This window comes from Duganella hordei, assembly GCF_040369125.1.
Taxonomy (GTDB): Bacteria; Pseudomonadota; Gammaproteobacteria; order Burkholderiales; family Burkholderiaceae_D; genus Rugamonas; species Rugamonas hordei.
This window is the reverse complement of record NZ_BPWI01000028.1, coordinates 13,763-34,568: the sequence shown is the minus strand read 5'-3', so window position 1 is coordinate 34,568 and position 20,806 is coordinate 13,763. Positions and strand designations below refer to the sequence as shown.

At 63.9% G+C, this 20,806-nt stretch carries 21 protein-coding genes; 17 read left to right on the top strand and 4 right to left on the bottom strand.

Features of this window, described 5'->3' with window-relative positions:
• Window positions 1-18: 18 nt before the first annotated feature.
• The 3 genes from ABWW33_RS31395 to ABWW33_RS31385 are packed head-to-tail and all read left to right on the top strand — an operon-like array spanning window position 19 to window position 884.
• A complete protein-coding gene (locus tag ABWW33_RS31395) occupies window positions 19-216 on the top strand; it encodes a nucleotidyltransferase substrate binding protein (protein ID WP_353405350.1) in 198 nt (65 codons plus the stop codon).
• Window positions 206-538, top strand: a complete 333-nt coding sequence (locus ABWW33_RS31390; protein ID WP_353405348.1) for a nucleotidyltransferase domain-containing protein — start codon at window positions 206-208, stop codon at window positions 536-538. The genes ABWW33_RS31395 and ABWW33_RS31390 overlap by 11 nt, the downstream gene beginning before the upstream one ends.
• A 4-nt stretch (window positions 539-542) precedes the next feature.
• A complete protein-coding gene (locus ABWW33_RS31385; protein ID WP_176652068.1) occupies window positions 543-884 on the top strand; it encodes a ribonuclease E inhibitor RraB in 342 nt (113 codons plus the stop codon).
• Here ABWW33_RS31385 and ABWW33_RS31380 read toward each other — a convergent pair whose 3' ends face one another.
• Window positions 885-1,172, bottom strand: a complete 288-nt coding sequence (locus ABWW33_RS31380) for a YciI family protein (RefSeq protein ID WP_353405347.1) — start codon at window positions 1,170-1,172, stop codon at window positions 885-887.
• 116 nt (window positions 1,173-1,288) lie between these two features.
• Window positions 1,289-3,220 (bottom strand): methyl-accepting chemotaxis protein, encoded by a 1,932-nt coding sequence (locus ABWW33_RS31375; protein ID WP_353405345.1) that lies wholly within the window; start codon window positions 3,218-3,220, stop codon window positions 1,289-1,291.
• A 178-nt stretch (window positions 3,221-3,398) separates the two neighbouring features.
• On the opposite strand from ABWW33_RS31375, the gene ABWW33_RS31370 reads away from it, so the two are divergent.
• The 4 genes from ABWW33_RS31370 to ABWW33_RS31355 all read left to right on the top strand — a co-directional run bounded on the left by ABWW33_RS31370 (window position 3,399) and on the right by ABWW33_RS31355 (window position 7,366).
• Window positions 3,399-4,823 carry a sensor histidine kinase gene (locus ABWW33_RS31370; RefSeq protein WP_176652071.1) on the top strand — a complete coding sequence of 475 codons (1,425 nt, stop codon included), beginning with the start codon at window positions 3,399-3,401 and terminating at the stop codon, window positions 4,821-4,823.
• A complete protein-coding gene (locus tag ABWW33_RS31365; RefSeq protein ID WP_353405344.1) occupies window positions 4,813-5,415 on the top strand; it encodes a hypothetical protein in 603 nt (200 codons plus the stop codon). The genes ABWW33_RS31370 and ABWW33_RS31365 overlap by 11 nt, the downstream gene beginning before the upstream one ends.
• Window positions 5,412-6,833, top strand: a complete 1,422-nt coding sequence (locus tag ABWW33_RS31360; protein ID WP_353405342.1) for a sigma 54-interacting transcriptional regulator — start codon at window positions 5,412-5,414, stop codon at window positions 6,831-6,833. The genes ABWW33_RS31365 and ABWW33_RS31360 overlap by 4 nt, the downstream gene beginning before the upstream one ends.
• Before the next feature lie 206 nt (window positions 6,834-7,039).
• On the top strand, window positions 7,040-7,366 hold the full coding sequence (locus ABWW33_RS31355; RefSeq protein WP_176652074.1) for a BON domain-containing protein: 327 nt from the start codon (window positions 7,040-7,042) through the stop codon (window positions 7,364-7,366).
• A gap of 123 nt (window positions 7,367-7,489) precedes the next feature.
• On the opposite strand, the gene ABWW33_RS31350 is transcribed toward ABWW33_RS31355, so the two are convergent.
• Together ABWW33_RS31350 and ABWW33_RS31345 are read right to left on the bottom strand one after the other, a co-directional pair.
• Window positions 7,490-8,812, bottom strand: a complete 1,323-nt coding sequence (locus ABWW33_RS31350) for a homoserine dehydrogenase (protein ID WP_353405340.1) — start codon at window positions 8,810-8,812, stop codon at window positions 7,490-7,492.
• Window positions 8,813-8,924: 112 nt separating this feature from the next.
• Complete coding sequence (locus ABWW33_RS31345; protein ID WP_353405338.1) at window positions 8,925-10,157, bottom strand: pyridoxal phosphate-dependent aminotransferase; 1,233 nt, start codon at window positions 10,155-10,157, stop codon at window positions 8,925-8,927.
• A gap of 185 nt (window positions 10,158-10,342) precedes the next feature.
• Between ABWW33_RS31345 and ABWW33_RS31340 the strand changes: the two genes are divergently transcribed.
• The 10 genes from ABWW33_RS31340 (at window position 10,343) to ABWW33_RS31295 (ending at window position 20,572) form a co-directional block, all read left to right on the top strand.
• A complete protein-coding gene (locus ABWW33_RS31340; protein WP_353405337.1) occupies window positions 10,343-10,735 on the top strand; it encodes an Mth938-like domain-containing protein in 393 nt (130 codons plus the stop codon).
• Complete coding sequence (locus tag ABWW33_RS31335; protein WP_353405336.1) at window positions 10,735-12,396, top strand: glycosyltransferase family 39 protein; 1,662 nt, start codon at window positions 10,735-10,737, stop codon at window positions 12,394-12,396. Before ABWW33_RS31340 ends, ABWW33_RS31335 begins: the two co-directional genes overlap by 1 nt.
• 15 nt (window positions 12,397-12,411) lie before the next feature.
• Window positions 12,412-12,783: an SMR family transporter gene (locus ABWW33_RS31330; RefSeq protein ID WP_176652079.1), complete on the top strand. Its 372-nt coding sequence runs from the start codon at window positions 12,412-12,414 to the stop codon at window positions 12,781-12,783.
• A 64-nt stretch (window positions 12,784-12,847) separates the two neighbouring features.
• Window positions 12,848-13,987, top strand: a complete 1,140-nt coding sequence (locus ABWW33_RS31325) for a DegT/DnrJ/EryC1/StrS family aminotransferase (protein WP_176652080.1) — start codon at window positions 12,848-12,850, stop codon at window positions 13,985-13,987.
• A gap of 11 nt (window positions 13,988-13,998) precedes the next feature.
• Window positions 13,999-14,994 carry a glycosyltransferase gene (locus ABWW33_RS31320; protein ID WP_353405361.1) on the top strand — a complete coding sequence of 332 codons (996 nt, stop codon included), beginning with the start codon at window positions 13,999-14,001 and terminating at the stop codon, window positions 14,992-14,994.
• The gene (locus ABWW33_RS31315; RefSeq protein WP_353405334.1) at window positions 14,987-15,928 is read left to right on the top strand and encodes a formyltransferase; all 942 of its coding nucleotides are present in this window, start codon (window positions 14,987-14,989) and stop codon (window positions 15,926-15,928) included. Before ABWW33_RS31320 ends, ABWW33_RS31315 begins: the two co-directional genes overlap by 8 nt.
• A 24-nt stretch (window positions 15,929-15,952) precedes the next feature.
• Window positions 15,953-17,005 (top strand): bifunctional UDP-4-keto-pentose/UDP-xylose synthase, encoded by a 1,053-nt coding sequence (locus tag ABWW33_RS31310; RefSeq protein WP_176652082.1) that lies wholly within the window; start codon window positions 15,953-15,955, stop codon window positions 17,003-17,005.
• Window positions 17,006-17,038: 33 nt separating this feature from the next.
• A complete protein-coding gene (locus tag ABWW33_RS31305; RefSeq protein ID WP_353405359.1) occupies window positions 17,039-17,983 on the top strand; it encodes a polysaccharide deacetylase family protein in 945 nt (314 codons plus the stop codon).
• A 21-nt stretch (window positions 17,984-18,004) separates the two neighbouring features.
• Entirely contained in the window at window positions 18,005-18,469 is a 465-nt protein-coding gene (locus tag ABWW33_RS31300) for a peroxiredoxin (protein WP_353405333.1), read from the top strand.
• A gap of 282 nt (window positions 18,470-18,751) precedes the next feature.
• Window positions 18,752-20,572, top strand: coding sequence for a PhoH family protein (locus ABWW33_RS31295; protein WP_353405332.1), 1,821 nt, complete (start codon window positions 18,752-18,754; stop codon window positions 20,570-20,572).
• The last annotated feature ends 234 nt before the right edge of the window (window positions 20,573-20,806 follow it).

The following is a 20,806-nucleotide window of genomic DNA, read 5'->3' as shown; positions in this document are numbered from 1 at the left end:
CCATCGCCGGAGCCAAACATGAGCGAGCAAGACTTTCAATATGATTTGATCGACGATGGCGAGATATGGATGGGGATGATCAAAAGCCGCAACCAGTCCGCGCATACGTACAACAAAGAAACTGCGGATGAAATCGTCAATTTGATATTGGATCGCTACTTTGCGCTGTTCACGCAGTTCGAGCGGAAGATGACGGAGCTGGCCGATGTCGTCTGAACTTGAACCGCTCGTGTTCGGTCTGAAGGCCAGCGTTGTGCGCAGCATGGGCGCGGTATTTTCCGAGTTTCCGGAAGTCGAGCAAGCGATCCTGTATGGTTCGCGCGCAGCGGGCAATTTCAAGCGGGGTTCCGACATCGACCTATGCCTGATCGGTACAGGCCTGACCACTCCACTGCTGCTCAAGCTGGAAAATCAGCTGGACGACCTGCTGCTGCCGTACAAGATCGATCTGTCGATCCGGGACCACGTCGACAACCCCGAGCTATTGAACCATATCGAACGAGTCGGTACCTCGTTCTACCACCGTAACAAGGAATAAGAAAATGATCACCAAAGAAGAAATGGTCGAGCTGTTTGCCGACATGAAGCAGAACGCGCCGTGGGATATCGCCAAGCCGCTGTTGTGGGGCTACTTTTTTGCCGACCCGACCAAGAGCAAGCTGGAAAGCGCCGCCGCGCTGCTGATGGCCAAGGGCTACAAGACCGTCGGCATCTACGACTCGAAGCCGGAAGCGGATACGCCGGCGCTGTGGTGGCTGCACGTGGAAAAAGTCGAGAAGCACACGGTCGACACGCTGCACGCGCGCAACCAGGAGTTCTACAAATTCGTCGAGGAACAGCAGATCGAAGCCTACGACGGCATGGACGTCGGCCCGCCCGCCTGATTACAACAACTCGGCAAGCGCCGGCAGGTGCTTGGTGGCTTCGAACTCCGTCACGCGATAGCTGGCGATGCCGTTCTTCGCAAACGGATCCTGCGCCAGCAATGCATCCAGCTCCGGCCGCGACACCCGGCCGCCAACCACGATCACGCCACCATCGCGCGGATTCTTGGGGCCGGATGCGATAAAGATCCCGCGCACATAATGCTCATCAAGAAACGCGCGATGCGCTGCCAGATGCGGCTCAATCTCCGCCAGCGGTTTCAAATAAGTCAGGTCAACGATGTACATGGGGCAGAATTCCAATCTAATTTGACGACAAGTCTCGAATGAACGTCCGCACCCGATAACGACCCAGTATAGCTAACTTGTTGAATCGCTCAAAGAGGTCGGCCGGAACCTGACGATCATGCCGCGCCTCCAGCCTGGCGCAGGGCCAGCCGCGCCGCCATGCCGCCGCGCGGTTCGTCTTCCAGCTTGAACACGCTGACCACCTGCGCCAGGTGGGCCGCCTGTTCCTGCAGCGAACCCGCCGCCGCGGCAGCTTGCTCCACCAGCGCGGCGTTCTGCTGCGTGGTGCTGTCGATTTCGGTCACCGCCAGGTTCACCTGCGCGATGCCTTCGCTCTGCTCGTGGCTGGCGGAGACGATCTCGCCCATGATGCTGGTCACCTGCTCCACTGACGATACGATCTTGCTCATCGTGGCACCGGCTTCGTCCACCAGCACGCTGCCGGCGTCGACCTTCACCACCGAATCGCCGATCAACTCCTTGATCTCCTTGGCCGCCGAGGCCGAGCGCTGCGCCAGGTTGCGCACCTCGGAAGCGACCACCGCGAAGCCGCGTCCCTGCTCGCCCGCGCGCGCCGCCTCGACCGCCGCGTTCAGCGCCAGGATATTGGTCTGGAAAGCGATGCCGTCGATGACCGCGATGATGTCGACGATCTTGCGCGACGAATCCTTGATCGACACCATGGTCTGCACCACGCGCCCCACCACCTCGCCGCCCTGGGTGGCGAAGCCGGACGCCGACTGCACCAGCTGATTGGCATGCTTGGCGCTCTCGGCGTTCTGCGTCACGGTCGCCGTCAGCTGCTCCATCGCCGATGCCGTCTCTTCCAGGCTGGAGGCCTGCGCCTCGGTGCGCGACGACAGATCCAGGTTGCCGCTGGCGATCTCGCTCGATGCCGTGGCGATGGTCTCGGTGCTGTCGCGCACCTGGCGTATCGTGCTGTTCAGCGAAGACACGAAACGGTTGAAGCCGTGGGCCAGCGCGCCCACCTCATCCTCGCTCTCGACCGTCATGCGGCGGCTCAAGTCGCCGTTGCCGTCGGCGATTTCGCCCAGCATGTGCGCGGCGCGCGCCACCGGTGCGGCAATCGCCCGGCTCACCAGCAGGATCACCAGCATGCCGACGCCGCCGCCGACCAGGCCGCCCACCAGCGCCGAAATCGTCACCGAGCGGGTGACGGCGCCCAGCACCTCGGCCTCCGGCACTTCGGCGATCACATACATATTCAGCTCCGGCACGAACGACGAGGCCACCAGCCGCTTGCCGTCCGGCGCCTTGTAGCTGGCGTTGGCGTAGCGTTCGCCGGCCAGCAGCTTGGTGCCGAGTTCGGCGTTAAAGCCCGGCAAGTCCTTCATGAAGTGCTGGCCGTCCGCCAGCGCGGCGTCGCGGTGCACGATCAGCATGCCGTTCGGCCGCACCAGGTACACGAAGCCGGAGGCGCCCACCTTGTATGTGCGGATGGTCTCGGCCAGCTTGTCGACCGCCAGCCCCAGGCTGGCCACGCCGATCTTGCCGTCGCCGGCGTCGAAGCGGGTGTTGATGAAGACGTTGTATGCGGTGGCGCCCGGTTCCTTGTCCAGGTTCAGCGAATACGGCTTGCCGCCGGCGAGGAAGCTGAAGAACCACTGGTCGGCCGCCGCGCCCTTGTCCAAGGTGCGGCTGTAGCCCTTCTCGTCGAAGTACTTGCCGGTGCTGCCGGACACCCACGACACGGCGGCCGCCTTCATGGTTTTCTTCATGCTGGCGGCGTAGGCGATCCAGGCCGGCAGGCCGGTGTCCGGCAAGCCGGCTTTTTCCCAATCCAGCAGGAAGGTATTGGCGCCGATCGCCAGCGTGGCCGACAGCGGCTCACCGATCTGGCGCAGGATGTCGTTGCGGATCTCGCCCACCTCCGCCGGCAATTCCGTATTGACCACACGGTCGCGGATACTATTGCCGGTCATCACCACACTCAGCGTCGCCGAGATCGCCAGGAACAGCAACAGGCAGGCGCCCATGCTGACCATCAGTTTTTGCTGTATCGACAGGCGGCGCAGAAGACTAGCCATAACATTCCCCAAAGGTTAAATCGGCGTTACTACATTTGAAATTCAGCGTAATCGAAGTCAGTTGCCATGCGCAACAGAAAATTCCGCTGCTGTGCGGAACTGCAACGCCACCAATCGAACAGGCTGTAGGGGCGCTTTCGCCATATCATTCAGCCAATATAGATACTATTCAACGACGATGCTCTCGAAACTCTCGTTTCGCCAATTGCTGCTGGGCGTCTTCCTGCTGATCGCGGTGCTGCTGAGCGCGGCTTCCCTGCATGCCCTGTGGACGCTGGACCGGCTTGCCGCGCACAGCCGCGACAGCGGCCGCCATGCGCTGGCGCTGACCGAAAACACGCAGCAGCTGGCCGAACGCAGCGTGGCGATGACGCGCAGCGCGCGCCAGTTCCTGGTGCTGGACGACCCGGCCTTCCGCAAGCGCTACGCCGACGCCTGGCGCGAGGCGCGCGCCGCGCTGGACGCGGTGGCGGCGTCCCTGCCCTACACGCCGGCCGCCACCTTCGACCTGTGGCGCCGTTCCGGCGAGCAGGCCTGGGACTTGTTGCAGGCGCCGGCGCGACCGCGCTCGTCCGCGCGCCAGCAGGCGCTGGAAAAAGTGCTGGCGCCGCTGCCCACGGTGAACGCCCGGCTAGCCGACGAGGTCAAGCAGGAAGTCGAGCGCCGCAACAGCGAACTGCTGGGCGAACTGGACCAGCGGCGCGCCGTGCTCAAGGCGCAGGTGCTGGGGTCCATCGTGCTGGCGGCGCTGCTGGCCGGCGGCTTCGGCCTGTGGCTGTCGCGCCCGCTGGCGCAAATCGAAACGGCGATCGACCTGCTCGGCGAAAACCGCTTCGACCACGCCATCGAGGTGCGCGGCCCCAGCGACCTGCAGCGCGTCGGTCAGCAACTGAACTGGCTGCGCCAGCGGCTGGCCGACCTGGAGGCGGACAAGGCGCGCTTCCTGCGCCACATCTCGCACGAGCTGAAGACGCCGCTGGCCGCGCTGCGCGAGGGGGTGGCCCTGCTGGAGGATGGCGTGGCCGGCGCGCTGTCGCCCAACCAGCGCGAGATCGCCGGCATCTTGAACCAGAACACGGCGGCGCTGCAGTCGCAGATCGAAGCGCTGCTGCGTTACAACGCGGCCACCTTCGACGCCCACCACCTGCAGCGCCATCCGGCCGACATGGCGGCCTTGCTGCAGCAGGCGATCGCCGCGCAGCGGCTGCAGTGGCAGGCCGGCGGCCTGACCGTCAGCACCGAAGGCAAGGCGCGCGCGATCGCCGTCGATGCCGACAAGCTCGGCGTGGCGATCGGCAACCTGCTGTCGAACGCGGTGCGCTTCAGCCCGCAAGGCGGACTGATCTCCTTCCGCCTCGGCGAGCGGCACGGCAGGCTGCTGCTCGATTGCGTCGACCAGGGGCCGGGCGTGGCGCCGGACGACGCGGCGCGCATCTTCGAACCGTTTTACCAGGGACAGCGCCAGCCGCCGGGCGCGCGCCGCGGCAACGGCATCGGCCTGTCCATCGTCCACGAATACGTCGCCGCCCACGGCGGCGCCTTGCAACTGTTGCCCGCCGAACGCGGCGCGCATTTCAGAATCGAATTGCCCTATGAAATATGATCATCCTCGCGCCGCCTTGCGGCCCCCGCTGCTGCTGATCCTGTTGCTGCTCAGCCTGTCGCTGGCCGGCTGCAGCCTGAATTCGCCGATGCCGGCGCCGCCTCCGCAGATGGAAGTCAACCTGCCGCCGCCACCACCGGTGCAGGAAGTGGCGCCGCTGGCGCCGCCGGACGAAGTCGGGCCGCTGCTCAGCTACCACCAGCAACTGCGCAAGATGAGCCAGGGCGACATGCTGAAGGAGCTGAGCGGACTGGGCTTGCAGCAGCGCAGCCCGCGCGTGGCGGTGCAGATGGGCATGGTGCTGATGCTGACGCGCGGCAGCGGCGACCTGGCGCGCGCCCAGGCGCTGCTCGACAGCGTGGCCACCGCCACCGACACCGAATCGGCGCCGTTCAAGGCGCTGGCGCAACTGCTGTCCAGCAACTGCGCGGAAACGCGCCGGCTGGCCGACCATGCCGACAAGCTGCTGGTGCAGCAAAAGGACAGCCAGCGCCGCATCGAACAGCTGAACGACATGCTGGAAGGCCTGAAGACCATCGAACGCACGCTGCCGGCGCGGCCTGCGCCCGGCCCGCAGGCGGTGATCAAATGAGCGCCGCGCAAGCTCCTGCCGCCAGCCAGGGCGCCCACCTGCTGCTGGTCGACGACGACGCCGACCTGCTGCGCCTGCTGTCGATGCGGCTGGGCGCCAACGGCTACCGCGTCACGGCGGTCGGCAGCGCCGAGGCGGCGCTGGCGCGCATGGCCATCGAGCTGCCTCGCCTGGTCATCAGCGACATCCGCCTGCCGGACCGCGACGGCATGTCGCTGTTCCAGGAAATCCGCAGCACCTGGCCGGCGCTGCCGGTGATCCTGCTGACCGCCCACGGCACCATCCCCGACGCGGTGGAGGCGACCACGCTGGGCGCCTACGCCTACCTGACCAAGCCGTTCGACGCCAAGCTGCTGCTGGAGCGCGTGGCGCAGGCGCTGAGCCTGTCCGCCCCCGATCCCGGCGCGGCCAGCGGCGACCACGCCTGGCGCGCCGGCCTCATCAGCCGCAGCCAGGTGATGGACGAATTGCTGGCCGAGGCGCGGCTGGTGGCCGCCTCCGACGCCAGCATCCTGATCCGCGGCGAAAGCGGCACCGGCAAGGAGCTGCTGGCCAACGCCATCCACCGCGCCAGCCGCCGCAGCAAGGCGCCGTTCATCGCCGTCAATTGCGGCGCGATACCGGAGCCGCTGCTGGAGTCCGAGCTGTTCGGCCACGTCAAGGGCGCCTACACCGGCGCCGTCGCCGCCCGCGAAGGCCTGCTGCAGGCGGCCGACGGCGGCACGCTGTTCCTCGACGAGATCGGCGACATGCCGCTGCTGCTGCAGGTCAAGCTGCTGCGGGTGCTGCAGGAGCGCGTGGTGCGCCAGCTGGGCTCGGACGTCGCGCGGCCGGTCGACGTGCGCATCCTGTCGGCCACCCACCGCGACCTGGACGCCGCCATGCTCGAAGGCCAGTTCCGCGAGGACTTGTACTACCGCCTCAACGTCATCACGCTGACCCTGCCGCCGCTGTCGCAGCGGCGCGAGGACATCGCGCCGATGGCGACCCAGTTCCTGCTGACGCTGGCCGCCAAGTACGGCAAGACGGTGCGCGGCTACGCTCCCGGCGCGCTGGAGGCGCTGACCACGGCCGCCTGGCCCGGCAACGTGCGCCAGCTGTACAACGTGATCGAACACGTGTGCGCGCTGGCCACGGCGCCGCTGGTGCCGCTGTCGCTGGTGCAGCGGGCCTTGCGGGTGCCGTCGCTGGAGGTGCTCAGCTATACCGAGGCCAAGCAGCGCTTCGAGCGCAACTACCTGGTCCAGCTACTGAAACTGACCGACGGCAACGTCGCCGACGCCGCCCGCCTGGCCGAGCGCAACCGCACGGAGTTCTACCGCCTGCTGCAGAAATACGACCTGGATGCCAGTCTCTTCCGTAGCGATTCCAGCCTTGTCGCCGCCGAGCGACAGGAAGAACCCCTTAAGAATCAATAACTTGGCGATTGGCGACCGGAGCTTGTCGCCAAAACCCGACAAAATCGCGGCAATATGGCCTGAAATGCCATGCCAACCCGCTTTCCAGCAGGAAAATCGCACTTAAGCCATTGAATTAAAAGGGAATATCAGAGCTGGCACGGGGTTTGCTGAGGATAGGGTAACGTCACTGACGTTTCACCCTAACTTGAAAAAGGAAGCAAATCATGATGACTACCAAACTGATCGCCCGCCTGATGGTTGCCGCCACCCTGACCGCCGCTGCCGCCACCGGCACCGCCTTCGCCCAGACCGACGCCGCCATGGCCGGCGCAGCCAAGACCGGCGCCGCCACCAACGACGACGCCATCACCAGCAAAATCAAGGCTTCCCTGGCTGATCAAAAACAAATCGGCGTGACCACCACCGACGGCGTGGTCGTTCTGAGCGGCTCGGTAGCCAGCACCGATGTCGGCACCAAGGCGATCCAGGTCGCCTCGGCAGTGCCAGGCGTGAAAGAAGTGAAAAGCGAACTGACGGTCGCTTCGAAATAATCGCAGGACAGCCGCAGCAGCGATGCCGCGGCGGCAGCACCGAGTTAATAGGAGTAGGACCCTTTGCCGGACAGCGTGCGTAGACGCTGCCCGGCCTTTTTTCGTCCGGCTTGGCTCGGGGGCCTAGCTCAGGTTTTCCAGGCGGATCTTGGTCACGCTGCCGCACACGGTCGGCAAGCCTTCCATCTTGGCGATGGCGGCGGTGACGTTCTTTTCCTGCGTCTGGTGGGTCAGGAAGATGATGTCGGTACGGGTCTCGCCCTCGGCCGGCTCCTTCTGCAGCATGGCATCGATCGAGATCGTGGCGTCGGCCAGGATGCGGGTCAGGTCGGCCAGCACGCCCGGCTGGTCGCTGACGTTCATGCGCAGGTAGTAGCTGGTGGTGATCTCCGACATCGGCAGGATCTCGATATCGGTCATCTCGTTGGGCTGGAACGCCAGGTGCGGCACGCGGTGTTCCGGGTCGGCCGTGGCCAGGCGGGTGATGTCGACCAGGTCGGCGATCACCGCCGAGGCGGTCGGCTCGGCGCCGGCGCCCTTGCCGTAGTAAAGCGTGGCGCCGACGGCGTCGCCATGCACCAGCACCGCGTTCATCGCGCCCTCGACGTTGGCGATCAGGCGCTTGGCCGGGATCAGCGTCGGATGCACGCGCAGCTCCACGCCCTCTGTGCCGTTGACCTTGGCGCGCTTGGCGATGCCCAGCAGCTTGATGCGGTAGCCCAGTTGCTCGGCGTAGCGGATGTCGATCGCGTTGAGCTTGGAGATGCCCTCGACGTGCGCCTTGTCGAACTGCACCGGAATGCCGAAGGCGATGGCCGACATGATGGTGGCCTTGTGCGCCGCGTCCACGCCTTCGATGTCGAAGGTCGGGTCGGCTTCGGCGTAGCCCAGTTCCTGCGCCTGCTTGAGCACGGTGGCGAAGTCCAGGCCCTTGTCGCGCATCTCGGACAGGATGAAGTTGGTGGTGCCGTTGATGATGCCGGCCAGCCATTCGATGCGGTTGGCGGTCAGGCCTTCGCGCAGCGCCTTGATGATGGGGATGCCGCCGGCCACGGCCGCCTCGAACGCCACCATCACGCCCTTGGCCTGGGCCGCGGCGAATATCTCGTTGCCGTGCACGGCCAGCAGCGCCTTGTTGGCGGTGACCACGTGCTTGCCGTTGGCGATGGCCTGCAGCACCAGCGCCTTGGCTTCGTCGTAGCCGCCGATCAGCTCGACGACGATGTCGATCTCGGGATCGTTGACGATGTCGAACGGGCTGGCGACCACTTTGACCTTGCCGCCGGTGCGCGCCTTGGCGCGTTCCAGGTTGCGGGCCGAGACGGCCACCACTTCGATGCCGCGGCCGGCGCGGCGGCGGATTTCTTCCTGGTTGCGCGCGAGCACATCGAACGTACCGCCGCCGACATTGCCGACGCCTAACAAGCCTACTTTGATGGATTTCATATAAACCGTTTCTATAGTTTGAGCCTCGTCATTCCCGCGCAGGCGGGAATCCATGCTGAGCCGGGCTGGACGCGGCCTATGGATTCCCGCTTCCGCGGGAATGACGCGGTTGTTAAAAGCTGGCGCCGTGGCGGTTGCGGTAGCCTTCCATGAACCTGGCGATGCGGCCAAAGGCTTCCGTCATGTCGTCCGAGTTCGGCAGGAACACCACGCGGAAGTGGTCCGGGGCGATCCAGTTGAAGCCGCTGCCCTGGACGATCAGCACTTTCGTTTCGGCCAGCAGCTCGTAGGCGAACTGCTGGTCGTCCGCGATCGGGTAGATCTTCGGATCGAGACGCGGGAACATGTACAGCGCCGCTTTCGGCTTGACGCAGGTGACGCCCGGGATATCGGTCAGCAGCTGGTAGGCGAGGTCGCGTTGCTTCAACAGGCGCCCGCCCGGCCCCACCAGGTCGTGGATCGACTGGTAGCCGCCGAGCGCAGTCTGGATCGCAAACTGGCCCGGTGCGTTGGCGCACAAGCGCATCGAGGCCAGCATGTTGAGGCCCTCGATATAGTCTTTCGCATGGGATTTCTCGCCCGACACCACCATCCAGCCGGAACGGTAGCCGCAGGCGCGGTAGTTCTTCGACAGGCCGTTGAAGGTGACGAACAGCACGTCGTCGGCTAGCGAGGCGATCGACACGTGCTCGGCGCCGTCGTACAGCACCTTGTCGTAGATCTCGTCGGCGTAGATGATCAGCTCGTGCTGGCGCGCCAGTTCGATGATCTGCAGCAGCAGCTCGACCGGATACAGCGCGCCGGTCGGATTGTTGGGGTTGATGACGACGATGGCGCGCGTGTTCGAGTTGATCTTGCGGCGCATGTCCTCGATGTCCGGGTACCACTCCTGCTGCTCGTCGCAGATGTAGTGCACCGGCGTGCCGCCCGACAGCGACACGGCGGCGGTCCACAGCGGATAGTCGGGCGCCGGCACCAGCACCTCGTCGCCGGTGTTGAGCAGCGCGTTCATCGACATGACGATCAGCTCGGAGGCGCCATTGCCCAGGTACACGTCTTCGATGCCGACGCCGGGGATATTCTTGCCCTGCGTGTAATGCACCACCGCCTTGCGCGGCGCGAACATGCCCTTGGAATCGGTGTAGCCGGCCGCGTTGGGCAGGTTGATCTTCATGTCCTGGACGATTTCATCCGGCGGATCGAAGCCGAACACGGCCAAGTTGCCAATATTCAACTTTGTGATCTTATGGCCTTCCTCCTCCATTTGCCGGGCTTTTTCCGGCACCGGACCGCGGATCTCGTAGCAGACTTCGGCCAGTTTGTTCGATTTTTGAATCGGTCGCAAAATAAAATCCTGTCTAGGTGAAGCAAATTGCTCTGACCTGCCAAAAACGCGGCGGCGGCCTTTGCTGCAATGCGAAAAGATCCATTCTGCCGAAAGCCTCCCATTTAATCAACCTTTCAGGCTGGATCACCCCGGAAAAACGCTACAATGACGCTTCTTTTGCCGACTAAAACCGCTATTCCGTCATGAAGCTCCACGCAAGCGATACTCAAAAATACCAGACCGTCACCGGCTACGATGAAACCGGCGTCGAAATCAACGCCGAGCGCTACAACTACAGCCTGATCGTGCTGCCGGAAAGCCCGCCGCGCGCCTGGGATGCCCCGACCTTCGAATCTATTACCGCAGAGCATTTCGACATCATCGGCGCCGACAGCCCGGACGTCGTCATCCTCGGCACCGGCGCCAGGCAGCGCTTCATCCATCCGCGCCTGACGGCCGCGCTGACGATGCGCCGCATCGGCGTCGAATGCATGGACAGCCAGGCCGCCTGCCGCACCTACAACATCCTGATGGGCGAGGGCCGCAAGGTCACGCTGGCCCTGATCATCAATCCCGACGAGGCCAAAACCGCCTGATGAACGATCTCTATAACAATAAAAAATTCGTCTGGTCGCTGCTGGCGGCCTTTGTCATCGTCTGGCTGTATGTGCTCGGCGTGCGCACGCTGGTGCCGCCCGACGAGGGCCGCTACGCCGAAATGGCGCGCGAGATGTTCAGCACCGGAGACTGGATCACCACCCGCCTGAACGGCATCAAGTACTTTGAAAAACCACCGCTGCAGACCTGGATGAACGCGGCCTCGTTTGCCGTGTTCGGCCTGGGCGAATGGCAGGCGCGCCTGTGGACCGGCCTGTGCGGCCTGGGCGGCGTGCTGCTGACCGGCTATGCCGCGCGGCGCGCGTTCGGCCCCCGCGCCGGCTTCTACGCCGCGCTGGCGCTCGGTTCCAGCCTGTTCTGGGTGGCCTCCGGCCAGATCGATTCGCTGGACATGAGCCTGTCGGGCATGATGACCATCGCCCTGTGCGCGCTGCTGGTGGCCCAGCGCGACCGCGCCACCGAGGCCGAGCGCCGCAACTGGATGCTGGTCTGCTGGGCCGGCATGGCGCTGGCGGTGCTGGCCAAGGGCCTGATCGGTCTGGTGCTGCCGGGCGCGGTGCTGGTGCTGTACTCGGCCTTGTCGCGCGACCTGGCGATCTGGACCCGGCTGCACCTGGGCAAGGGCCTGCTGCTGTTCTTCGCCATCGCCACGCCGTGGTTCGTGCTGGTGGCGCTGAAGAATCCCGAGCAGCCCTACTTCTTCTTCGTGCACGAGCACTGGGAACGCTTCTTCCTGAAGACCCACCACCGCGAAGGCGCCTGGTACTACTTCTTCGTGATGCTGATCCCGGGCATCGTGCCGTGGCTGGGCGTGCTGCCGCAGGCGCTGTGGGGCGCGCTGCAGCGCGAGCGCAGCGCCGTGTTCCAGCCCAAGCTGCTGCTGCTGATCTGGGCCGTGTTCATTTTCTTCTTCTTCAGCTATTCCAGCTCCAAGCTGCCCGGCTACATCCTGCCGATCTTCCCGGCGCTGGCGATATTGATCGGGGTCTACCTGGAAAGCGCCTCGCGCCGCAGCCGCATGGTCGCCGCCGGCCTGCTGGTGCTGATCGGCGTGGCCGGCCTGGCCGCCGTGCCGCAGATGGTGCACATGGCGGTGCGCCACCGCGACGAGACGGTCCTGCTGGAAGCCTACCAGCCGTGGGTGCTGACGGCCGGCATCATTGCCGCCGCCGGCGGCGCGCTGGCGCTGCTGCATGCGCGCCACCTGCGGCGCGACCTGACGGTGCTGACCATGGCCGTGGCCGGCTTCCTGTCCACCCAGCTGATCCTGACCGGCTTCGAGCCTTATGGCAAAATGCGCGCCGGCAAAGCCATCGCGCAAAAGATGCTGCCCGAGCTCAAGCCGGACACCCGGGTGTATTCGGTCGCCACCTACGAACAATCGATGACCTTCTACCTGCGCCGCACCGTGGTGCTGGTCGACTACTGGGATGAATTCACCTTCGGCCTGCGCCAGCAGCCGGAGCTGTCGATCCCGACGGTGGAGGAGTTCGTCGAGCGCTGGAGGGAGCATACGCAGCAAGGCGTGAAGGCGCTGGCCATCATCAGCAACGAGAAATACGCCGAGCTGAAGGAACAAGGCCTGGCCATGCGCGTGGTGGCGGAAGACACCCGCCGCGTGATCGTGGCCAACCTGTAATTGATAAAGAATGTCATGAATATTGCAACTTTCGGCTTCATCGTCTTCGGCGTGCTGCTCAACGCCGTGGCCCAACTGCTGCTCAAGGCCGGCGCCAGGAACGTCGGCGAGATCCACCTGACGCTGGACAACCTGTTTTCGGTCGGCCTCAAGGTCGCCACCCAGCTGCCCATCATCGGCGGCCTGACCTGCTACGTGCTGTCGGTGGTGTTGTGGATCATCGCGCTGTCGCGGGTCGACGTGTCGATCGCCTATCCGATGCTGTCGCTGGGCTATGTGGTCACCGCCATCGGCGCCTGGTACTTGTTCGGCGAGGCGCTGTCGCTGCAGCGCCTGCTGGCGATCGGCGTCATCCTGGTCGGGGTCGCCTGGCTGGCGCGGACCTGACGAACAATTTAGAATTGCGGCCATAAGCCAAAACCCTAATCAGTATGAGAGAGCGAAATACCCAATGACCTCCGCCCTGCCCTTTTTGCCCTTCTCGAAACCAACGATAGATGAGGCCACCATCGCCGCCGTCAGCGACGTGCTGCGTTCCGGCTGGATCACCAGCGGCCCGAAAGTCCAGGCCTTCGAAGCCCAGATGTCCGAGTATTTCGGCGGCCGTCCGGTGCGCACCTTCAATTCCGGCACCTGCACCATGGAGATCGCGCTGCGCATCGCCGGCATCGGCGCCGGCGACGAAGTGATCACCACGTCGATCTCGTGGGTCGCCACCGCCAACGTCATCATCGAAGTGGGCGCCACGCCGGTGTTCGCCGACATCGACCCGCTCACCCGCAACATCGACCTCGATAAGGTCGAAGCGGCGATCACGCCCCGCACCAAGGCCATCATCCCGGTCTACCTGTCCGGCCTGCCGGTCGACATGGACCGCCTGTACGCCATCGCCAAGAAACACAATCTGCGCGTCATCGAAGACGCGGCGCAAGCCTTCGGTTCCGAGTGGAACGGCAAGCGCATCGGCTCCTTCGGCGACTTCGTCTCGTTCAGCTTCCAGGCCAACAAGAACATCACCACCGGCGAAGGCGGCGCGCTGGTGCTCAACAATATGGAAGAAGCCAGGCTGGCGGAGAAATACCGCCTGCAGGGCGTGACCCGCAGCGGCGTCGACGGCATCGATGTCGATGTCCTTGGCGGCAAGTACAACATGAGCGACATCATGGCCGCCATCGGCCTGGGCCAGTTCGCCAACATCGACAACATCACCGCCCACCGCCGCAACCTGGCGCGCCGTTACTACGAGGCCTTCGGCCCCGAGTTCGAGGCGCAGTCCGGCGCCCAGCTGCCGCTGCAGGCCTTCGACACCAGCAACTACCACCTGTTCCAGATCGTGCTGCCCGATAACGGCCCGGCCACCCGCGCCGACTTCATGCGCGCGATGCAGGAGCGCTACAACATCGGCACTGGCTACCATTACGCGCCGATCCATTTGTTCACCATGTACCGCGAGCGCGGCTTCAAGGAGGGCATGTTCCCCGTGTCGGAAAAGATCGGCCGCCTGACCGTGACCTTGCCGATGTTCTACGCCATGACCACCGCCGACGTCGATCGCGCGGTCGCCGCCGTGAAAGCGATCCTGATCAAATGAGCGTGTCCCTGATGAAGCCTGAAATCTCCGTCGTCATTCCCATCTACAACGAGCAGGCCGGCCTGCAGGCCCTGTTCGACCGCCTGTACCCGGCGCTCGACAAGCTCGGCGCCAGCTATGAAATCGTGTTCGTCAACGACGGCAGCCGCGACAACTCGGTGTCCATCCTGGCCGAGCAGTTCCGCCAGCGGCCCGACGTCACCCGCGTGGTGCTGTTCAACGGCAACTACGGCCAGCACATGGCCATCCTGGCCGGCTTCGAAGCGTCGCGCGGCGACATCATGATCACGCTGGACGCCGACCTGCAGAACCCGCCGGAGGAAATCGGCAACCTGGTGGCCAAGATGCGCGAAGGCTACGACTACGTCGGTTCGATCCGCCGCAAGCGCCAGGATTCGGCGTGGCGCACCTACGCGTCCAAGGCCATGAACCGCGTGCGCGAAAAGATCACCAACATCAAGATCACCGACCAGGGCAATATGCTGCGCGCCTACGGCCGCAACGTGATCGACCTGGTCAACCAGTGCGGCGAGGTCAACACCTTCGTGCCGGCGCTGGCCTACCGCTTCTCGCGCAAGCCGACCGAGATCATCGTCGAGCACGAGGAGCGCGCCGCCGGCGAATCGAAGTACTCCTTGTACAGCCTGATCCGCCTGAATTTCGACCTGGTCACCGGCTTCTCGCTGGTGCCGCTGCAGTTCTTCTCGATGTTCGGCATGCTGCTGTCGATCGCCTCCGGCCTGCTGGTGCTGGTGCTGCTGGTGCGCCGCCTGTTCCTGGGCGCGGAAGCGGAAGGCCTGTTCACGCTGTTCGCGATCGCCTTCTTCTTCATGGGCACTATCCTGTTCGGCATCGGTTTGCTGGGCGAATACATCGGCCGCATCTTCCAGCAGGTGCGCGCCCGTCCGCGCTACGTGGTGCAGACCATCCTCGAACAGAAACCCGGCCAGCAGCTCGACGTGCCGGCCGGCGTGGAGAAACGCACCGTGGGCCGCAACTATGAGTGATCTCGACCACCGACCGCGCGCCGTCGTCTTCGGCTATCACAATGTCGGCGTGCGCTGCCTGAAGGTATTGCTGGCCGGCGGCGTCGATGTCGCGCTCGTGGTCACCCACGAGGACAGCGCCAGCGAAAACATCTGGTTCGAATCGGTGATTTCGCTGTGCCAGGCCGAGGGCATCCCCTACATCACGCCGGCCGACGCCAAATCGCCGGAGCTGCTGGAGCAGGTCCAGGCCGCCAAGCCGGACCTGATGTTCAGCTTCTACTATCGCAACATGCTGCCTGCCGAGCTGCTGGCGGTGGCGCCGGCCTTCAATATGCACGGCTCGCTGCTGCCGGAATTCCGCGGCCGCGCGCCGGTCAACTGGGCGGTGCTGCACGGTGCCACCGTCACCGGCGCCACACTGCACGAAATGACCGTCAAGCCAGACGCCGGCGCCATCGTCTCGCAGATGGAAGTGCCCATCCTGCCCGACGACACCGCGTTCGAAGTGTTCGGCAAGGTCACCGTGGCGGCCGAGCAGGCGCTGTGGCGGGTGCTGCCGTCGCTGCTGGCCGGCACCGCGCCGCGCCTCAAGAACGACCTGAGCAAGGGCGGCTACTTCGGCGGCCGCAAGCCCGAGGACGGCCGCATCAACTGGCTGCTGCCGGCGCAGGACGTGTACAACCTGCACCGCGCCGTCGCCCCGCCCTACCCGGGCGCCTTCACCGATCTGGGGGGTGTACGCTACGTCGTCCAGCGCGCCCGATTGTCTGGCAATTTCGGCAATGTTGTATCGCTAAGTTTGCCACCGGGCTTGACAGTAGTGGATAATTGCATCTTTGGCGTGTGCGGCGATGGCCGTATGCTGACGATTTCCGCCTTGACGGCCGACGGGGAACCCGTAACGGCCGAGCAGTTGCAATCCCGCCTGGCCGCGCTGGCCGCCGGCGGATAACGAACATTACCTGGGTAAACTCACATGAAAAAAGTCCTCATCCTCGGCGTCAACGGCTTTATCGGCCACCACCTGTCCAAGCGCATCCTGGAAACGACCGACTGGCATGTCTACGGCATGGACATGAGCACCGACCGCATCACCGACGTGCTGGAAAACGAGGCCTACAAGTCGCGCATGCACTTCTTCGAAGGCGACATCACGATCAATAAGGAATGGGTCGAGTACCACGTCAAGAAGTGCGACGTGATCCTGCCGCTGGTCGCCATCGCCACGCCGTCGACCTATGTCAAGGCGCCGCTGCGCGTGTTCGAACTGGACTTCGAGGCCAACCTGCCCATCGTCCGCTCGGCCGCCAAGTACGGCAAGCACCTGGTGTTCCCGTCGACCTCGGAAGTGTACGGCATGTGCCACGACGAAGAGTTCGATCCGGAGAACTCGGAACTGATCTGCGGCCCGATCAACAAGCCGCGCTGGATCTACTCCAACGCCAAGCAGCTGATGGACCGCGTGATCTGGGGCTACGGCATGGAAGGCCTGAACTTCACGCTGTTCCGTCCGTTCAACTGGATCGGCGCCGGCCTCGATTCCATCCATACGCCGAAAGAAGGCTCGTCGCGCGTGGTGACGCAGTTCTTCGGCCACATCGTCCGCGGCGAGAACATCTCGCTGGTCGACGGCGGCGCGCAGAAACGCGCGTTCACCGACATCGACGACGGCATCGACGCGCTGATGAAGATCATCGACAACAAGGACGGCGCCGCCAGCGGCAAGATCTACAACATCGGCAACCCGGTCAACAACTACTCGATCCGCGAACTGGCCGGCATGATGCTGAAGCTGGCAGAGGAATATCCGGAGTACGCCACCGGCGCCAAGCAGGTCAAGATCGTTGAAACGACGTCCGGCGCCTACTACGGCTCGGGCTACCAGGACGTGCAGAACCGCGTGCCGAAGATCACCAACACCTGCGAAGAGCTGAACTGGAAGCCGACCACCACCATGGCCGACGCCCTGAAGAAAATCTTCGACGCCTACCGCAGCCAGGTAGCCGAAGCACAAAAACTGATGGACTGAGATTTGACCGAGACTTTGAACAGCAAACCGCTGATGGTGTTGAAGATCGACGTCGACACCTATCGCGGCACCCGTGAAGGCGTACCTAACCTGGTGCGCATGCTGAAGGCGCACAACGCCGGCGCCACTTTCCTGTTTTCGCTGGGGCCGGACCACACCGGCTGGGCGCTGCGCCGCGCGCTGCGTCCCGGGTTCTTCAGCAAGGTCTCGCGCACTTCCGTGGTCGAACACTACGGCTTCAAGACGCTGATGTACGGCACCCTGCTGCCGGGCCCGGACATCGGCAAGGATTGCGCCGCCGAGATGCGCGCGGTGCGCGACGCCGGCTTCGAATGCGGCATCCACACCTGGGACCACGTGCTGTGGCAGGACAATGTCGCCAAGCGCGACGGCAAATGGTCCACCAGCATGATGCGCAAGGCCGCAGCCCGTTTCACGCAGGTGTTCGGCACGGCGCCGCGCACCCACGGCGCGGCCGGCTGGCAGATGAACAACGCCGCCTTCGCCGAGCACGACACGGCCGGCTACGGCTACGCCTCCGACGGCCGCTGCGTGCTCAACGACAACGGCAGCCTGGCCAATCCGGCCGACGGCCCCCACCGCCTGTCCGACGGCGGCAAGGTGCTGGCCCACATCCAGCTGCCGACCACGCTGCCGACCCTGGACGAGTTGCTGGGCCGCGACATCGACGGCACCATGGTCTCGACCGGCAACATCGCCGCCTTCCTGCTGAAGCTGACCGAAGGCGCGGCGCGCGACCACGTTTATACTTTGCATGCTGAGCTTGAAGGCCAGAAACTCGCCCCCATATTCGAGCAGTTATTGGCTGGGTGGCAGGCGCAGGGTTACCAACTGGCGTCCATGGCCGACTACTATCAGAAGATCCAGCACTCGACCGTGCCGGTCATCCCGATCACCTGGGGCGAACTGCCCGGCCGCTCGGGACAGCTGATCGTACAAGGCGCCGCCCGTTCTTAAATACCGTTCAGGAGAAAGCCTGTGGCTGATAGCCAAAACGTAGTGAGCGACTTTTCCGCTGCAATGACCAGCGGCCAGACCTTCCAGCTGTCCGGCCGGCCGGCGCGCCACACCGTGCTGTTCTTCTACCCGAAGGACAATACGCCCGGCTGCACCACCGAAAACATGGCTTTCCGCGACCTGTACGAGCAATTCCAGGCCGCCGGCACGGAAATCTACGGCGTCAGCCGCGATTCGCTGCGCTCGCACGAAAGCTTCAAGGCCAAGCTGGGCCTGCCCTTCGAACTGATTTCCGATCCGGACGAAGCGCTGTGCCAGCAGTTCGGCGTGATGAAGATGAAGCAAATGTACGGCAAGACGGTGCGCGGCATCGAGCGTAGTACGTTTGTGATTGACGCTAATGGTCAATTAGTGAAAGAATGGAGAGGCGTGAAGGTAGCGGGTCACGTCGATGAAGTGCTGGAATTTGTAGCGCGTCAGGCTTAGTTGTTGTGCGCGTTGCAGCTTCCAGAGTTGCTTAACCGTAGCAGAACCATGCGTAACAGCCCTTGAGTCATCACTGTAATCCTTCCCACCCTACATGGTGGCCAACCGGCCACCACGCGGTACTTTCTCCGGGCGAGATGAGAGCCCGTCGGCAGTCTTATAACCTGTTTTACCCAGCATCCACCCCATCCGGTCAAGAGTTCGCTGTGTTCGCTCGCGCGCGCACTGCGCGCTCTCGCCCTATGGGCGGATTCCTCCAGATTTTTTTTGAATGAGATCCTGATGCCACTGCCAAAATTACCTAGTAAGCCAGCGACTTTACTTCTGGCCAAAGATTATCCAAAAGCGACAGGGCCGCGCCCGGTTCCCGCCATAGTAGCGGTGGCTGAGGTTGCGCCCGCGCCGAAGAAAGCGGCGCCTGTCAAAGCAGTGCCTGTAGCGAAGACCAAAGCGGTTCCCCCGAAAACCACAACCAAGTCGAAAACCGTCGCCGCCGTGCTGAAGGCTGCGCCGGAAGTATTGAAGAACGCCGCCGCCGGCATCGCTCCAGCCGCGGCTCCTGCCACCAAGGCAAAATCCGCACCGGCCGCGCGCAGCAAGGTCACGCCGATCAACGCCGAGGCGCCGCATCCGGCCAAGCACAAGCCGCATGAAGTGTCGATCAAGTCGTCGACCAGCCGCCACGCCGACCAGACCGGCACCACCAAGCTGTTCGTGCTGGACACCAACGTGCTGATGCACGATCCATCGTCGCTGTTCCGCTTCGAGGAGCACGACGTCTACCTGCCGATGATGACGCTGGAAGAGCTGGACAACCACAAGAAGGGCATGACCGAGGTGGCGCGCAATGCCCGCCAGGTGTCGCGCACTTTGGACGCGCTGGTTTCCAACACCGACGACGACGCCATCGAGAACGGCATCCCGCTGTCCAAGCTGGGCAACAAGGACGCCAAGGGCCGCCTGTACTTCCAGACGCGCCTGCAAACGGCCGACCTGCCGGTGGGCCTGCCGGTCGGCAAGGCCGACAACCAGATCCTGTCCGTGGTCCGCTCGCTGGAAGCGGAACAGGAAGGCCGTCCCGTGGTGCTGGTGTCGAAGGACATCAACATGCGCATCAAGGCACGCGCGCTGGGCCTGCCGGCCGAGGACTACTTCAACGACCACGTGCTGGAAGACACCGACCTGCTGTACTCGGGCATCGTCCAGCTGCCGGACGACTTCTGGACCAAGCACGGCAAGGACCTGGAAAGCTGGCAGGAAAACAAGAACGGCCAGAGCGCGACGTTCTACCGCGTCACCGGTCCGTTCGTGCCTTCGCTGCTGGTCAACCAGTTCATCTTCCTGGAGCCGAAGAATGGCGAAGCGCCCTTCTACGGCCAGGTCAAGCAGATCAACGGCAAGACCGCCGTGCTGCAGACCCTGCGCGACTTCAGCCACAACAAGAACAATGTGTGGGGTGTCACGGCCCGCAACCGCGAGCAGAACTTCGCCTTGAACTTGCTGATGAATCCGGAGTGCGACTTCGTCACCCTGCTGGGCCAGGCCGGTACCGGCAAGACCCTGCTGGCATTGGCCGCCGGCCTGGCGCAAGTGCTGGAGACCAAGCTCTACAACGAAATCATCGTCACCCGCGTGACGGTGCCGGTCGGTGAAGACATTGGCTTCCTGCCGGGTACCGAGGAAGAGAAGATGTCGCCATGGATGGGCGCCTTCGACGACAACCTCGAAGTGCTCAACAAGTCCGATTCGGACGGCGGCGAGTGGGGCCGCGCGGCGACGCAGGACCTGATCCGTTCGCGCATCAAGATCAAGTCGCTCAACTTCATGCGCGGCCGCACCTTCGTCAACAAGTTCCTGATCATCGACGAAGCGCAGAACTTGACGCCGAAACAGGTCAAGACCCTGGTCACCCGCGCCGGTCCGGGCACCAAGATCCTGTGCCTGGGTAACATCGCGCAGATCGACACGCCTTACCTGACCGAAGGGTCGAGTGGTCTGACCTATGTGGTGGACCGCTTCAAGGGCTGGTCGCACAGCGGCCACGTGACGCTGGCGCGCGGCGAACGCTCGCGTCTGGCGGACCACGCAAGCGACGTCCTGTAGTAGAATAAATCCGTACCTGTTAGCCCCGCCCGCAGCAATGCCGGCGGGGCTTCTTTTTTGTCTTCGAATACATTTAAGATGCAATAGAGCATTTATTTCGTGGCAATGCAGACAATTAGTGATGTCAACGATTTAATGCAGTGCACAATACAGACGAAGTCAGCCACGAAAGTGCTTGAAACCGGCAGCAAGCTGTATGACACTAGACATCCCAAGTCATTGATTTTCGCCCGT